General features: G+C 29.8%; 13 protein-coding genes. 2 read left to right on the top strand and 11 right to left on the bottom strand.

What is annotated here, in order from left to right:
* Positions 1–18: 18 nt before the first annotated feature.
* Complete coding sequence (locus TL18_RS01900; protein ID WP_067040535.1) at positions 19–6,840, top strand: DUF4011 domain-containing protein; 6,822 nt, start codon at positions 19–21, stop codon at positions 6,838–6,840.
* 86 nt (positions 6,841–6,926) lie between these two features.
* Here the strand turns inward: TL18_RS01900 and TL18_RS01905 are convergent, their stop codons facing one another.
* From TL18_RS01905 to TL18_RS01945, 10 genes are all read right to left on the bottom strand, one after another.
* Complete coding sequence (locus TL18_RS01905; protein ID WP_231483633.1) at positions 6,927–7,241, bottom strand: hypothetical protein; 315 nt, start codon at positions 7,239–7,241, stop codon at positions 6,927–6,929.
* 360 nt (positions 7,242–7,601) lie between these two features.
* Entirely contained in the window at positions 7,602–9,296 is a 1,695-nt protein-coding gene (locus tag TL18_RS01915) for a hypothetical protein (RefSeq protein ID WP_067040538.1), read from the bottom strand.
* Between the two features lie 13 nt (positions 9,297–9,309).
* Positions 9,310–9,813 carry a hypothetical protein gene (locus TL18_RS01920; protein ID WP_067040541.1) on the bottom strand — a complete coding sequence of 168 codons (504 nt, stop codon included), beginning with the start codon at positions 9,811–9,813 and terminating at the stop codon, positions 9,310–9,312.
* Between the two features lie 22 nt (positions 9,814–9,835).
* Positions 9,836–10,390 (bottom strand): hypothetical protein, encoded by a 555-nt coding sequence (locus tag TL18_RS01925; protein ID WP_067040543.1) that lies wholly within the window; start codon positions 10,388–10,390, stop codon positions 9,836–9,838.
* Between the two features lie 11 nt (positions 10,391–10,401).
* Positions 10,402–10,539, bottom strand: a complete 138-nt coding sequence (locus TL18_RS10910; RefSeq protein WP_156064499.1) for a hypothetical protein — start codon at positions 10,537–10,539, stop codon at positions 10,402–10,404.
* The gene (locus TL18_RS01930; protein WP_156064502.1) at positions 10,532–10,756 is read right to left on the bottom strand and encodes a hypothetical protein; all 225 of its coding nucleotides are present in this window, start codon (positions 10,754–10,756) and stop codon (positions 10,532–10,534) included. Before TL18_RS01930 ends, TL18_RS10910 begins: the two co-directional genes overlap by 8 nt.
* Entirely contained in the window at positions 10,737–11,060 is a 324-nt protein-coding gene (locus TL18_RS01935) for a hypothetical protein (protein WP_067040547.1), read from the bottom strand. Before TL18_RS01935 ends, TL18_RS01930 begins: the two co-directional genes overlap by 20 nt.
* 137 nt (positions 11,061–11,197) lie before the next feature.
* Positions 11,198–11,359: a hypothetical protein gene (locus TL18_RS10915; RefSeq protein ID WP_156064505.1), complete on the bottom strand. Its 162-nt coding sequence runs from the start codon at positions 11,357–11,359 to the stop codon at positions 11,198–11,200.
* A gap of 940 nt (positions 11,360–12,299) precedes the next feature.
* On the bottom strand, positions 12,300–12,797 hold the full coding sequence (locus tag TL18_RS01940; RefSeq protein WP_156064508.1) for a hypothetical protein: 498 nt from the start codon (positions 12,795–12,797) through the stop codon (positions 12,300–12,302).
* 311 nt (positions 12,798–13,108) lie between these two features.
* Positions 13,109–14,227 (bottom strand): site-specific integrase, encoded by a 1,119-nt coding sequence (locus TL18_RS01945; RefSeq protein ID WP_067040551.1) that lies wholly within the window; start codon positions 14,225–14,227, stop codon positions 13,109–13,111.
* 799 nt (positions 14,228–15,026) lie between these two features.
* Between TL18_RS01945 and TL18_RS01950 the strand changes: the two genes are divergently transcribed.
* On the top strand, positions 15,027–15,746 hold the full coding sequence (locus TL18_RS01950) for a DUF4012 domain-containing protein (protein ID WP_067040558.1): 720 nt from the start codon (positions 15,027–15,029) through the stop codon (positions 15,744–15,746).
* 27 nt (positions 15,747–15,773) lie between these two features.
* Here the strand turns inward: TL18_RS01950 and TL18_RS01955 are convergent, their stop codons facing one another.
* Positions 15,774–16,547, bottom strand: a complete 774-nt coding sequence (locus TL18_RS01955) for a type II secretion system F family protein (RefSeq protein WP_231483634.1) — start codon at positions 16,545–16,547, stop codon at positions 15,774–15,776.
* Positions 16,548–16,580 lie beyond the last annotated feature (33 nt).

Below are 16,580 nucleotides of genomic sequence, written 5' to 3' on the forward strand. Positions count from 1 at the left end.
GTTTCATAGAGGGTTAAAATGGAAAATATTAAAAATTTTGATTTTAAGGATATTGAATTATTACGAGATAACCTCTTAGATATGAGCTTAAGAAACAATTTATTAAACTTTAAACCACGTAAAAAATCCATTGAAATTGTTGATGAAGATATTGTTTCTTTATATAACCTAATTGTTTTAAAAGAAACAAAAATGAAATTTTACTCTAAAGAAAATTTAGAAAGTGAACCTGAACCAGAACCGGAATACGATAAAAATAATTTAGATGGATATTTAAAAATTAATCCTCTTAATCTAAATGACAATACTTGGGATCCAAATGCTGAGATAAAAGAAAGTCATTTAGATAAATTTCTTCAAACTGATTATACTAAAGATGAATTAAGAAAAAAATTAAATTATTTATATCGTGAAAACAAAACAAATCTTGAAGAACAAGGATATAACAATTTATTTTTAGCTTTAGGTTTTTTAGAGTGGAAAGAAGATGATACTTCAGAAGCTTTTCGTTCTGCACCCATTATTTTAGTTCCTATGACTATTGTTAAAGAAAAAGTTTCAAGTCCATATACCATATATTGGACCGGAGATGAAGTTCGTTCAAATTTATCATTGATATACAAATTAAAAGATCAAAATATTGATATTGAAGAATTTGATGAATTAGAAAGCGAATATGACTTAATTAATTACTTGAAAAGTATTGAAAAAGCAATTACTCCAAAAAAAGATTGGAGGATAACAAAAGACATATTTATATCTAATTTTAGTTTTAAGAAATTTGTCATGTTCAAAGATTTAGATTCAAAAAATTGGCATAACATAGGCAATTCTTGTGTAAATGGATTATCTGGACAAAATGCTAATTCCATAGATTCAGAACAAGATACTGAATATGATTTCGATAAGATTAATTCTACAGAAATTTATAATGTTCTTGATGCAGATTCTTCCCAACTTGCAGTATTAGAAGATATTAAAAATGGAAAAAATTTAGTTGTTGAAGGTCCTCCAGGCACTGGTAAATCTCAAACTATTGTTAATATTATTGCAGAATTAATGGCATTGAATAAAAAAATATTATTTGTTAGTGAGAAAAAAGCTGCTCTTGATGTTGTAAAATCTAGACTTGATTATCTTGGATTAGGTGAGGGTTGTTTAGAATTACATGGAAAAAATTCAAATAAAAAAGAAGTGTTAAAAGAATTACAAAATACTTTAGAACTAGAACATATCCAATTAAAAGATAAACGTAATTTTCAAGAGTTAGACTATTTAAAGAGAGAATTAAATGAGTATATTAATACATTGCATTCTATTTATGGAAATACTGGATTATCCGCATTTACATTAATAGGGTATTATATTCAAAATAAAGAAATTCTTGAGAAAAATAAACAATTATTATTTGATATTCATTTGACTGATGTTTCATCATTTGATCTTGAAACACGTGGAGAATATATTAAAAAGCTAGATGAAATAAAATCTTATTATGATTTAGTAAAACCTATTTCTGAAAATGCATGGAGGGACACATACCCATATGATATTTCCACAATGGACATTAAAGAAATAGAATTAAATCTAAAGGAATTAATTAATACTCTAAATGATTTTGAGGAAAATACAAAAAAAATTCATGACAAGACAGGAATAAATAAATTTGATAGTTTGGATATTGAAAGTAAAATTAATAAACTAAATATATTAAATTCTAATTCTAAATTAATTAAATCAGAGGATAATCCTAATGAGCTAATTAATGATATTGAAACTTTTCAAGAAAAGACAAGTAATATCAATTTAGATGTATTTAATCTAGATTTAGAGAATTTTAATAATGAAATAAATGAATTATGGGAAAAGATATTTGTTTCAAATATCGATTTTAATATTATTGATAATGAAGATTTGGAACACTTAAAAGATGAACTTGATATTAAAAATCAATTCATAGAAAATTCCAACCTAAAAGAAACATTAAATGATTCAGAACTAGAACAAAAACTAGAGCAACTAAAAATACAAAAAGAATTCATAGAAAACTCTAACTTACAAAATACTTTAACAGATTCAGAATTAGACTTAAAAGTAGAACAATTAAAATCTAAAAAAGAATTCATAGAAAACTCTAACCTAAAAGAAACACTTAATGATGAACAATTAACTACAAAACTAAATGACTTCAAATCACAAAAAGAATTCATAGAAAACTCTAACCTAAAAGAAACACTTAATGATGAACAATTAACTACAAAACTAAATGACTTCAAATCACAAAAAGAATTCATAGAAAACTCTAACCTAAAAGAAACACTTAATGATGAACAATTAACTACAAAACTAAATGACTTCAAATCACAAAAAGAATTCATAGAAAATTCCAACCTAAAAGAAACATTAACCGACCCAGAACTAGAACAAAAACTAAACGACTTCAAATCTAAAAAAGAATACATAAATAATTCCAATCTAAAAGAAACACTTAATGACGAACAATTAACTACAAAACTCAACAACTTCAAATCACAAAAAGAATTCATAGAAAATTCCAACCTAAAAGAAACATTAACCGACCCAGAACTAGAACAAAAACTAAACGACTTCAAATCTAAAAAAGAATACATAAATAATTCCAATCTAAAAGAAACACTTAATGACGAACAATTAACTACAAAACTCAACAACTTCAAATCACAAAAAGAATTCATAGAAAATTCCAACCTAAAAGAAACATTAACCGACCCAGAACTAGACTTAAAACTAGATCAATTCAAAAACAAAAAAGATTCTTTTTTAAAAAGAACTTTTAACGGAGATTATAAAAAAATTAAAAAAGAATTTACTTCATATTATACTGTTGCTGTCGAAGACGATAAAATAATAAATGACCTGGAAAAACTGATAAAAACAAATAATGAATATCAAACATTAAAAAAAGAATTTAATAAATATTATCCTCTTGAAGTATCAGATGACAAAATAATTAATGATTTAGAAGAATTAATAAAAACTAACGTCCCTTATAAAAAAATTAAAAAAGAATTTAATTCCTATTACGCTGTTGCTGTCGAAGACGATAAAATAATAAACGACTTAGAAGAATTAATTAAAACAAATAACGAGTATAACATCATCTATAATGAATTTAATGAATATTATTCAACTGAAATTTCCAGTGACAAAATAATAGCTGACTTAGAAGAACTAATTGAAACAAATAACAAATTCAATACTATTAAAAACGAATTTAACTCTTATTATGCTATTTCCGCCCCTGATGACCAAATAATAAACGACTTGGAAAAATTAATAAAAACAAATGAAGAATATAACTTACTGAAAAATAAATTCAGCTCATATTATGATAACGAAGTACAAGATGATGCGCTCATAAATGATTTAGAAGAATTAATTAAAACAAATAACGAGTATAACATCATCTATAATGAATTTAATGAATATTATTCAACTGAAATTTCCAGTGACAAAATAATAGCTGACTTAGAAGAACTAATTGAAACAAATAACAAATTCAATACTATTAAAAACGAATTTAGTTCATATTATGTCATTCCTGTCGATGATAATCAAATAATAAATGATTTAGAAGAATTAATAGAAACTTATATTCCTTATAAAAAATTTAAAAAAGAATTTAATTCTTTCTATCCTGTTGCCGTCACTGAAGATAAAATAATAAACGACTTGGAAAAACTAATAAAAACAAATGAAGAATATAACTTACTGAAAAATAAATTCACCCCATATTACGATTATGAAGTAAAAGATGATGAATTAATTGATGATTTAGAAAAATTAATACAAATACATCAAGAATTCACAATACTAAAAAATAGTTTCAATAAATATTACACTAATGAAATATCCGATCAACAATTAATAGATGATTTAGAAAAACTAATCCCAACCCATAATGAGTTAGAAATTATTAAAAATAAAATTTTAAACTATTCTAAAGAACCTAATTTAACTGTTAATGAAATTATAATTGATTCAAATAACTTATTATCTTATTTTGCCCAGTTAAATGAAATATGTTTAGAATTTAAAAAATATAATATTATCACCACTCCAAAATCCATAAAAGAAAAAATGGTAGAATTAATTGAATTAAATAAATTATTAAATAAAATAAGTGATAGTGATAATGTAGGTTCATATTACTTTAACACAGGATGGGATAGTTACAATTCAAATACAAATTATTTAATAGCTATACTAAATAATTTAAATGAATTTAATGAATATTATCATGATGGATTTTTCAATGATACTACAGTTACATTAGTTGAAACAATTGACTTTGATGAATTAAATGGCCTGATGTCACAGTTAGTGAAAAATAAACATCAAATTATTTCTATTTATAATAAATTAAATAATAAACTCTATCTCAATAAAGAATTAAATTGTTTTGATGAATCAACTAATGATTCTAATTATAATACTATTACTAATATTTCAGAGTACAAAACCTATATGGCTGATTTTTTAAGTAATATAGATGATTTAAATAACTATAGATTATTTGTTAAATATTGTGAAGAATATAAAGATGAAAATACTGAAGGTATCATAAATCTTATTCAAAAAGATAACATAAACTCAGATTTAATCATTAATACCTTCTATTATAATTTTGCTAGAACTGCTTTGAGAAAAGTGTTTTCAGAAGACAATATCTTGGATGACTTTAATTATGCTCTTCATCAAGAAAAAATTGAAAAATTCAAACAATTAGATGAAGAGATTATGAAATCTAATATAATCAGAGTTAAAGAAAAACTAAGCGATAATAGACCAAATATTTTAACTCTTGTAAGTCAAAATTCAAGTTTAGGTATTTTAAAACATGAATTTACTAAGAAAAGAAGAATAATGCCTATTAGAAAACTTTTATCAAGAACCTTTGATGCAGTATCATCAATAAAACCTTGTTTCATGATGAGTCCAATATCTATTGCTCAATTTTTAAATCCTTCAACTTTTGAATCATATTTTGATTATGTTATTTTTGATGAAGCAAGTCAAGTAAAAATTGAAGATTCAATTGGAGCATTTCTTAGAGCAAAAAAATATGTGGTTATGGGAGATACAAAACAATTACCTCCAACATCATTCTTTGAAAAAGAATTGGACATTGATGAACTAGATGAAGATAGTTACACCACAGATATTGAAAGTATATTGCATCTATGTAAAAATACAACTGAAACTAAAATGTTGAAATGGCATTATAGAAGTCGTCACGAATCATTAATCAATGTATCAAATAATGAATTCTATGATAATAAATTATACGTATTCCCATCTCCAATGATATATGATGAAGATTTAGGATTGAAATTTGAATATGATCCTACCACTGAATATCAAAGAGGATATGGAGCAAATAATATAAAAGAAGCAGAAAACCTTATAGAATACTTATTTGGTCTTGTTAGGAAATATGGAAACTCAAGAAGTATTGGTGTAGCTACATTTAATATAAAACAAAGAAATACAATTTTAGATATTTTAGAAAACAAACTGAAAGACCATCCAGAATTAGAACAGTACTTTGATGAATCTGGAAAAGAAGGATTCTTTGTTAAAAATCTTGAGAACATACAAGGTGATGAAAGAGATATCATTTTAATAAGTATGGGTTATGGAAAAGATTCAAATGGTAAATTGACCATGAACTTTGGACCATTGAATAAAGATGGTGGAGAGAGAAGATTAAATGTATTAATAACAAGAGCAAGAATGCAATGTATTGTTTTCAGTAATTTTAAATCTTCAGAAATGGTTACTAATGAAAAAACACCTAGAGGTGTTGAAGCACTGAAAACTTTCCTTTATTATGCTGAATTAGGAGAATTACCTGAAAATTACCACACTGGAGAAGACTTTGATTCACCATTTGAAGAATCTGTATATGACTTTTTAACTGATGAAGGATATCAAGTTGAAAAACAAGTTGGATGTGCAGGTTACAAAATAGATTTAGCAATTGTTGATAAAGAAGATTCTAACAGATATATTTTAGCTATTGAATGTGATGGAGCAACATATCACTCATCAAAATCTGCAAGAGATCGTGACAGACTAAGGCAAAGTGTTTTAGAAGATTTGGGATGGAAATTTTATAGGATTTGGTCAACTGATTGGTTCCATCAAACTAAATCTGCTAAGCAAAGATTACTTGATGCTGTTGAATATGCAATTAAACAAAAGGATAATGAAGATGCTGCTAGAACAGTTGAATCAAATTTTGAACCTGAAATAATAATTAAAACAAATGAAGATTTAATTAATGAACAATTTGATGATTATTTTGAAGATTATAAATACTGTACTGATTTTAATAAATATGGTCGTAGCTATGAAGCTGTCCTAAAAGCTTTAGTTGAATGTGAATGCCCGATACATATTGATGACATCTATGATACTGTTAAAAAAATTGGAAATCAAAGGGCTGATAAACGATTTAAAAGAAATATTAAATTCTGTTTAGCTCGTGTTGATACAATTTATAGCTACAATGATTTTTATTATGATACTAGCTTCAATGTTAAAACTATGAAAGTCAGGAAAAGAATAAAACCAAATATTAATCGTATTTCTGAAGAAGAATTAGCAAAAGCAATAATTAATACATTAAAAACAGAATTTTCATCAAGTAGGTCAAACTTAATAAAATCTGCATCAACACACTTAGGATTTAAATCTGCAGGTTCAAAAATTAAAGAAAGATTTAATTATATAATTGATTATATGTTGGCAGAGAATATTATTAAAGAAAAAAATGGAATTATAGAATTAGTTTAAAATAAAAATATCTATGCATAATACATAAGTATTCAAAAACATTAATCTTTTAGTAAATACAATATCGTTGATTAATAGTTATTTATTTAACTCCTAAGCAATTTTCTTCTACCTTTACCAATCAACTGACGCTGTCTTTTTCTTAACTCTTTATACTCCCAATACATCTGTGATGTGACGTATCCATGCAGCCTTCTAAACTCGTCAATACGAACAATAGCTGCCTGTACAATAGCTGCTTCGCCTTCATGCCAGCAGTAGTATGGATGATGGCAGGGAATATCGTGTTCTGAAGCCAATCCTGTTTTGCAGTTGTTGCAATAATCTACAAACCACAATTCTTCCTCTCTTTCTGTCTTTTCTTTTTTGGCTTCGATTATCTGTTGTTTAATAGATTTCATAACAATCAATTTTTATAAAAACCAAAAAAACCATAAAAACCTTTGTAAACTTTTTCAATGGTTTTTTTAAAAACACCTTAAAATCCTTTAAATCCAAAAAGAATAATTTAAAGGAAGTTTCACGAAAATGATTTTTTAAAAAACCAAATTTTGCTGGAGTATGCGGGGCCACTTTTAAACATGCCCCACACATTTCCGCAACCTCAGTTTTTTTGTGTAAACCACCTCACCAAAACCAAAGTAAAATCCTTCAATTAACCTAAAAACAATTATAAACGATTTTTTAAAAAAACTTTTACAAAAGTTTTTATAAGTTTACATGGTTTTTTTAGTTTTTTGGTTTTCATGGTTTTTCAGTTTTTATGGTTTTTTACCAATCCATATTGGCTTTTTTATATCTGAATCAAAGTTCATTATACTTAACCCCTCAATAAATTTATCTTCCTTCATAATGTCTACAACCCACTGCCCAATCTCATAGCAGATATCATCATATACAGAATCATCCATGTGCTTTAAATCATAGCTGATTGATTCCACTTCACTTTTTGCAAGATCATATACATTGGATCTTCCTGACCTGTCAGTAATCTGTAGAAATCCCTTGTCTGCCAGTTCATACATGTATTTTCTGGAGGATGCCTTGCTCAGTCCGAGACTCTGAAGTGTGAAGTAATCATTGGTTGTAATCCCCATGTTCAGCACTTCCCTGTCCTTGCTTATCTTCCACTCATCAATATTGTTTCTGATATCATTTAAAACCTCAACGGCTTTAGGAGCAAGGTTGGCTGATATGCTTTCCTTGTAGGGCCTTAGCAGACTCATGAACAGTTGCACATCAGCTATATTTGTCAGCACCACCTTTTTCCCGTCAACATCATAGACTTTATGATTATAATAATTCAAGGCAGTTATTGTTTTGAGTAACCCGTTGAACTTGTCAAAATCCCTTTTGTAAAAAGCGGAGTTTTTTAAAAAGTCTATGACAAAATGAACATAAGGATTTATCACTACCGTATTTTCAAATATCTCCTTTAGATGCAATAGCATATACGGCACCAGTTCAGCTTCCTTTTCGTATTGCTTTAAAATCCTATAGCTTTTGCCGTGCTTGAATTCAAGTGCACTTTTTCTTCTGTTGAAGATTTTCTGGTTATCCATTCTTGGAGTGATGAAAATGCTTCTACTCATTTCCTGATCATCAAAATAATGATTAGGTACAGTAGTATATGTCAGACACGGCCTACCTTCAAGCTCCAAGTCTTTTACATCCCATCCACCTTCACCGTCGGGAATGTTTAACGGCTTGTTTAGAAATCCATCGGACTGCAGTTCCTTCATGAGGTTTTTGGATTCCTCCATGAATTCATGGTCATTGGTTCCACCCATATCGCCGTAGTTGACAATCATGCCGTCATAGAAGTACCTGTCCTTTTTGGCACGGTTGAAGAGTGCTGCTTCGGTAATCTTTTTTTCATTGACAACAAACCTTTTTGGAATCAGTCTTAAAGCTGTTTCCTGGATGTGGGATTTGCCGCTGCTTGCCTCGCCAAGACATATTACTGAAACAGGATTTTTCAAGATAACTTGCCCGGCATATACAGTGAATGCATAAAGGATATTGTTGCGCTCACCTGCAGTAAACCATTCAACAATACTGCCGATATAAATCAATGGACAATCCAATGATTTGAGCTTCACAATAGCTTCCTTTAATTTATTGGAATCCTTTTCCTGCTCGGCCTGTTTCTTGTCAGCTATTTCCTGCTCGATAACAGAGAGCTCATTTTCATAGTGAAGCTGCAGCAATTGCTTCAGTTCTGAAAACTGATTGTTGACCTGTCTCGGTTTCATCTCACCGTTGGGATTTACAATCTGCTTGAACTGTCTTGCGACATTACTTTGGGAAGATAATGTAGCGGGAGATTTATTCAAGTATTCTCCAATCTTATTACCATACCTGTTTTTAAATACATATGTGACCTTATCAACATTATCCCTGTTGATAATGAGTGTTATTGTATCCTTTGTCGGTAATTCAGCTACATTACTCATTTCTACACTCCGTTTATTTTACTTGGACGTCACGTACGATGAAACTGTAGTATACATAGCTTCCAGACTTTTCTTTGACCTGTATTGTCATTTCATCTAAGTTGTTTACGAATTCACGGTATTCTGCAAGGTTGACGTTTCTTAAGATATTGGATCTGCCAACTGAACCTGCATTTTCCAATTCTAAGATTGAAGTGATGAAGTCGAAGAGCACACTTCCTTTTCTGATGTTTTTGTGAAGGTCGCCGTCGTTTTTGAGGTTGACGTTTATTTCAACGTATATTTTTTCATCATCTTTGAAAATGAATAATTTAAAGCGGTTGACGGTTTTTTCCTCACCGTCATCATCGAAAGTGTAGGATGTGACAGATGACATTTCAGGCCTTCCGGTGATGAGTGTTCCATCTTCAAAGTCTCTTAATTCTGCTTTTTCATATCCTTCTGGGATTTCCACGATTTCTTCAAAGTCCAATTCTGTTCCTGTAAATATTGTTTGTCTAGTATTTTCAAAACTCATTTTTTGTCTCCTAAAAAATTATTTAAGAGGAATTATCCTCTTTTAGAAATTTTGATTGTGATACAATCTTTTCTGCTGACATTTCTTCTGCTGACACTTCACCGGCTCCAATCAGTTCAGCTATTGCACGATTGGTTGCACGTGTCTTTGCAGTGCTCATTATAGTATGGTCAGACACTTTGTCTTTACCTCTCTCAGAACGGGAGCATAACGCATCTGATTCTACACTTCTGCCATTAGGCAAGGTTGCGCGTACACAGTAGTATGCTTCTCTGATTCTGCCCATTTTGGTTCTCTCAATGTCACGGTCAACAATTTCAGTATCAACATTGAATGCCCTTGAGAGCTTCTGCCATGCTGACTTTTTCTTGAAGTGTCTTTTCACTTTAACGTAGTTTCCGTCTTCATCTTTTTCTTTAACAATTATTTCCTGATAGTCACTGTCATTCAATAACCCTTTACAGAGTTTTTGATAAGCGTCCCACTGTTCAATAGCTACATCAACATCCGGGACATTATCAACAGCAGTAACAATTTCAGCTTCTTGTGGATTTTCTATTAATTCCGCTTTTACCATTCTTATCACCTTTATAATACTCCAAAGCTTGCGGTTGTAATTCCAAACCATCCGATAGCTATGGCAAACATAACGCTTCCAACAATAATCATTTTTGGATTTGGATCCATCGGTTCTTCTTTTGGATACAATCTTGCTGGTTTAGGCATACTGACCAACTCTCCTTATGCAAACCTCAATAATTAAATTCAAGTTAATTATTGTAGTTCTTCCCCTTTTTTTGCGAATAACAACTGTTTTATTGTCTGGGAAATTCAATTCATCTGATTTTAACACAACGAAATATGGATTTTCATTTTCAGATATGAATGCAATAAAATATCCCTCTTCAAGGTTCTTTTGCATTTCAAGAATTGTCTCTTGCATTTTTATCATCCCTTTTGTTTTTCCTGAATCCGACAATATATGATTCACCTTTTATGAATTTGATGAATGCAGTATCTCCTGCCTTTGCATATTGAATCATTGACAATAGCTTGGAGTGTATTGTTGTCTGATATGCTTTTTTACCGCCATCCACCAGTACGATACCGTCATCGTCAATGTAGATGATTTCGTGTTCAACATCCCCTTTGGCAACTTTAATCTCACCATTGTGAGTTAGGATTCCATGGTAGTTGTCTTCGAATTGATTATATGCAATTCCGCAATGTGGCAAATAGCTATCCATTCTATTCACCCTTTTGTTTGATTATTTTGAATATGTCAATTATTTCATCCCATGCTTCCTCAGGGACTAAAACATATTGTTTTCCATTTATCTCTTTTCTCAACATAGCTGATTGGCTCCTTTAATGTTAATGTCATTCAACATTCCAGTTTCAATATCCTGATTTGGTATAAGTCGAAGAATTCCTTTTCATCAGTGATGTTTTCACATTCTGTAATTTCACTGATGGCCTCTTCCAGTGCATGGAAGTTAGTTGGAACAATTACTTCTGGGGTTATGCGATTTCTTATTCCCTTCATGATTTGTGACTCCATTTATTTTCACCAGCTGCTTATTGAAATAAACAGCTGGGATCGATTGTATTTTCAATCTAAAAATTTCATCAGTCATAAGGGTCAGAAAATTATAAAATAAAAATAGTAGAGATAAATGTTGATTTTCCTTTCTTTGCCCAAATTGTAAAATAAGATAAACATTTCTTTTTAAATTGTACAAATGTTTATATATTCTATGAACTATACTTTTACTTGGGTTAAGTTTTGGAAAATATTAATTTCAACATAGTTGGTTGGCTCTGTTAATATTTCTATTTTCTTTACTGACCCCACTAGGATTATGTAAAAAATATTAACTCGTCATTCAATTAAATATTTTTTTTATAATCCTTATTTCACGCTGATCTTTTTTTCCTTGTTTTATTTCGATATTCACCTCGTGTTTAACTACATCACAAAAAATCGTTTCCATCATGAAAAATTGCTTTCACTCTGGAAAATTGTACTGACTTTGTGATGGGCAATACTACATTACAATTTGAACTATTTAAAGATTACTATAGAATTTAAATGAACATTGTTTAATTTTTTTTCAAAAAAATATGTTTTCGACCCTAGTATTTTTGGAGATTTTGTTAAACATCTAAACAACCACTTCGTGTCACAAAACTAGAATGTATAAAATCAAAATGATAAAATCTCAAATGATTTTTGTGCGTGAAAAATGAAATGATAGCTATTAAAATATTCACAATCCCTAACATTAAATTAATGTTAAAGTTATCTGATTAATTTAATGAATCGGATTTGACATTAACAAAAGAATATTTAAAAAACAAAGCTGATTCAAAGTCGGGATATATATCAAAGGTTTTAAAATTAGTATTTGAATAGCTATACCCAGACGTTAATGTAAATCTATTCAAAGGAATTTAATTGTAAAAATAGTTTGGACAATGGGGAATTATAATATATCCCCAAATACATCTTCGCCCTTTTCAGTTAATATAAACATCTTTTTATGCCCTTCTTCAGAATTGACCGATTCAAGGAGGCCTGCATTTAATAATTTAAGCATCATGTTGGAGAGAAACTTTTCTTCTGTTCCATCATCCAATGCAGCATCAGGATATAATACTCCTCTAACATCAGTCATGTTCCAATTTTCACGTTCGACTTCTGAGTTCCACCGGTAGATTTTTTTGCATGTCAACTCTGAGATGAATCCTCTTTCAAGAACTTCCTTAATATCATCAAAGGATTCTACAAGAAAAAAATGTGAACGGCTGGAAAAGAATCCGTATTTCTGAACTCTTTCCTTTTGAGGAATAGACTGCAGAAATCTCAAGGCATCTTTTTGTGTGCTGTTCCATGTCAATGTTGAGGTGTCATTCTCATCTGTAAAGTCAACTATATTCTCATATACCCATTCAATTAAGTTTTTATTGTTCTTCCGTATCATATTACCATTTTCCATTTTTGTGAATTACCAATTTGTGATTTAAATAAATGTAAAGCTTTATGAAAAATGAGTAGGGAGTCACATTTCCAGGATCTCCACCATCACCTAATTTATCAATTTTACACTTTTTATAAAAAAAGCATCTGAAATATGTGACTCCTATTGATATATCATATTAATTAAAAATATGCGAATTTTCCAAGAGAGCATTTGGTAAGTAATATTTCAAAAAAAGTTATAGACAATAAGCTATTTGCGAGTGTTTACGTTAAAATAAAAAGAGTAGTGGAATATAAATTCCACTTTTGAATTTAAGGAGATTCGATTTCTCCATCCAAAACATGTTCCATGAGGAAATCGACTTTTCCACTAAGTGTATCCACCTTGTTTTTATAATAGTCTTTTTCTTTTTCCATTTTAATATATTCCGGAGATTTGATGGATAACTTCTCTACATCCTTATTGATAGTTACAGCATGTAAATGCCTGACGTATTCATATTTCAAATCTTCGGGGTTGGTCATGAAATATGCATCATCAGTTTTGTTTTTGGCTTTTCCCTGCAAGTCATTTACATTGTCTCTGCTCATGCCGTCATTGTATAATGCTGAAGCATGGAACTTTCTAAGCATGTGGCTTCTGAAACGATTGAAACTACCTTTCCTACCTAAATTTAAATCATCATTGATTCTCTCAAACATTCTTGTCAGATAATTCTCATGAATTTTAAATAATGGACTGGTAGGTTCCAGTTCATCTTCTCTGCTTAACAAATAGCTATTAATTGCCAAGACCGCTTCAGGACTACAATATGTAGTATAATACTTGTCTGTCTTTTGTCTGCGAACATTGAAAGTTGGAATTATATCTCTATTATTTTCCAAATCTTCCAATATGTCATAAATGTCTTTTTTATTCGTATATTCTTTTAAAGCATCAATATAATCCTGAATAGTTAAGTTCAATGTTTCTCGCCTTGCACATCCGCTGGAGCACATGACCAATATTATTGCTTTCATTTTAGGATCAGAAATGTTCACCGCTTCACGGATTATTTCCTTGTCAGGCAAATCCTTAAAACGGATAGGTTCTGGTTTGATTGCTTGTTTCCTGTTTAATTTTGGTAATTCGTGAATTTCAATTTCGAAATATTTGTAGATTACCAAAATAGGCCTCATCATTGTAAGTACAGTATTTATGCAATGGTTTTCAAGAAGGTATTGCCTATAATTGATTAGTCTTCTTTTTATTGTTCTTCTTTTCCACCTGACACCACTGTCTTCTTCTGTTTCTGCTTCTTCAATTAATTCACCCATTGACATGCCAAAGAAGTTAGTGTATTTCTTTACCGCTTGTTTGTACAAGGTTCGTGTTGCCTTTGAATGATTAAAGGTACTGTGTACTTCATTCAATATGTTCTCGTCATTCATAATATCACATTTAGTTTTCAATAATATTATAAAACATAGTGAGAGCATTTGACAAGTATTCACAACCCAAATGTAATATAATCTTTACAATTTTGGGCTTAAGTATAACATAATTCTTTAAATATTAGTCAATAATAATACAATCTCCAAAATATAGATATAGTATTAAATTAGCTTTCCACAATTTTCTAATTTAATGCCGGAAAATTATTCTGCCAAATTTTCCGAAAAACACGTATGGTGTTTAAATCTCCTCATTAAACACCATTATTTATCTCTTTTTCATGATTTTTTCAATATCACTTTAATTTTTATTAGGTTTGCCTAAAAATTTAGAAACATTTATAAGTACTTGCAACAATATTATTATGTAGTGATAAAAATTAGGTTTACCTAAAAATCTAATTTGAATTACTACTTTATGTTGTTGGTTAAAACCACAATACTACACTCCGATTGTTATTAAATTAGTTTACACTCTCTTTCTAATTTGATAACAAGCATATAACTACTCTCAAGAAATTAAATATGGTCGCCATATTTAATTTCCCTATTTATATCTAAATTGGTGATTTTATGGCGGAAAATGAGAATAAACCAAAATGCTGTACAATTGATAAAAAAGATTCAAAAAAGGAAAAAGGCATACTGCAGAAAATTTGGTGTTTCTTTTTTGGATGTAATTGTCATTAATTCTTTTATTTTTAATTTATTTTTGTAATACTCTATTAATATTTAATAATATTTAAGTATAATAAAATAAAAATTATTTTATAAATAAATAATAGTTGGTATTATTATGGATAGGACAAAAAAACTGATTATTGCAATAATAATTGTTGTTTTAATAGCGTTAGCTGCAATTGTTGCTAGTGTACTATTCATTGGAAACGATGCACATCTGGAAGAGGGAAAGAAAAATATTCTAGTATGTGCTATCGATGAAAGTGAAGATAGGCCTGGAATGGGCGCTTGTGATATGGCATTTATTGTTAGTTTAGATAATGGTACTCTTGAAAATTATACTCCTGTTTATCCGGGAGGCATGACACATCCAACGGCCTCCGAACCTAGAGAGGCCCAAGAGCAAGGTGCAGGATCAGCACTGTTACTTCACGATGCTTTCTGGGATGCGGATAATTCTAAAGGAATGCAATATGCTAAAGAAATTGTTGAATACCGTACTAATTATTCAGTTGACTCTGTTGTAGCCATTAATGTTAAAGGTTTAGATGCTGTTTTATCAGCCGCCGCTCCATTAGAAGTAAATGGCAAAACTTTAAACGCTAGCGGTATTGATATTATTCGTGAAGAAGATTGGGGCAAAGGTGTTGATAGAGGAGATGCAGTAATGGAGATTGTTAAAGCAGCTGCAAACTCTGCAAAAGACCCTGTTAAAAAATCTGCAATGGTGAACGCTGCCCTTGACCAATATTCAAAAGGTAATATTATCATGGATCAACAAGGGGCATTTGTTGGATTATTAGCATCAAAAGGAATTGAAACTTTCTTCAAGTAATTCCTTTTCACTTTCTTTTTTTTTAAACTAAATTTTAGGTTCTAGCTTTTTAATTAATATTCCCATGAACACTACAATCATTGGAAAAAATAATGTATATATTGTAAATAACAGATTTGAAGATACAACATCACCTATTACTGTAGAACTGGCCATCAACATCACTAAACTTATAACTGGGGCTAAAATAGCAATGAATGTATAAATCAATATAAAAGAATTTAACTTTTGAGAATATTCTTTTAGGCTAATTTGCATATCGAATGTTATGTCCTTTGCGATTATATTCAGACTGTTGGACAGATTTCCCCCAACTCTCAATGTGCTGATTATTTGCTGAATAGCTATTGAAAAGCGCGGGGAGTTAACCCTATGTGACATTTCAAGTAATGATGTTTCGGTTGATTTGCCGAATTTAATCTCTTCCAAAACGCGATTAAATTCCTTGGATAGTGACCCATAATTCCCATTTCTGATTGTTATCAATGAGTCATGAAGCCCCTTTCCGGATTTCAGTTCAATACCCATATGCCTTAATGCATAGGGCAGTTCCTGATTCAAATCAGAATAGCTATTCTGTTCCTTTATCTGAGGATAATATAATATGAATACATAAACCATAATATTCAAAACAACAACAATTCCGATTAGCTCCAAACTAAAAAATAACGTTGAAATCATCATTAAACTTATTAATAATATGATAAATCCTTTATTCAACATATGCCTCATTAGAACAATTCGAATTTCATTCAATTTATCGTTTTCAAGTTTTAGGGAAGTGTCCGGTTTTAAATTCAATTTTTCAAATATGCTATATGCAGAGTCTTTAGA

The organism is Methanobrevibacter sp. YE315, from assembly GCF_001548675.1.
GTDB lineage: Archaea > Methanobacteriota > Methanobacteria > Methanobacteriales > Methanobacteriaceae > Methanocatella.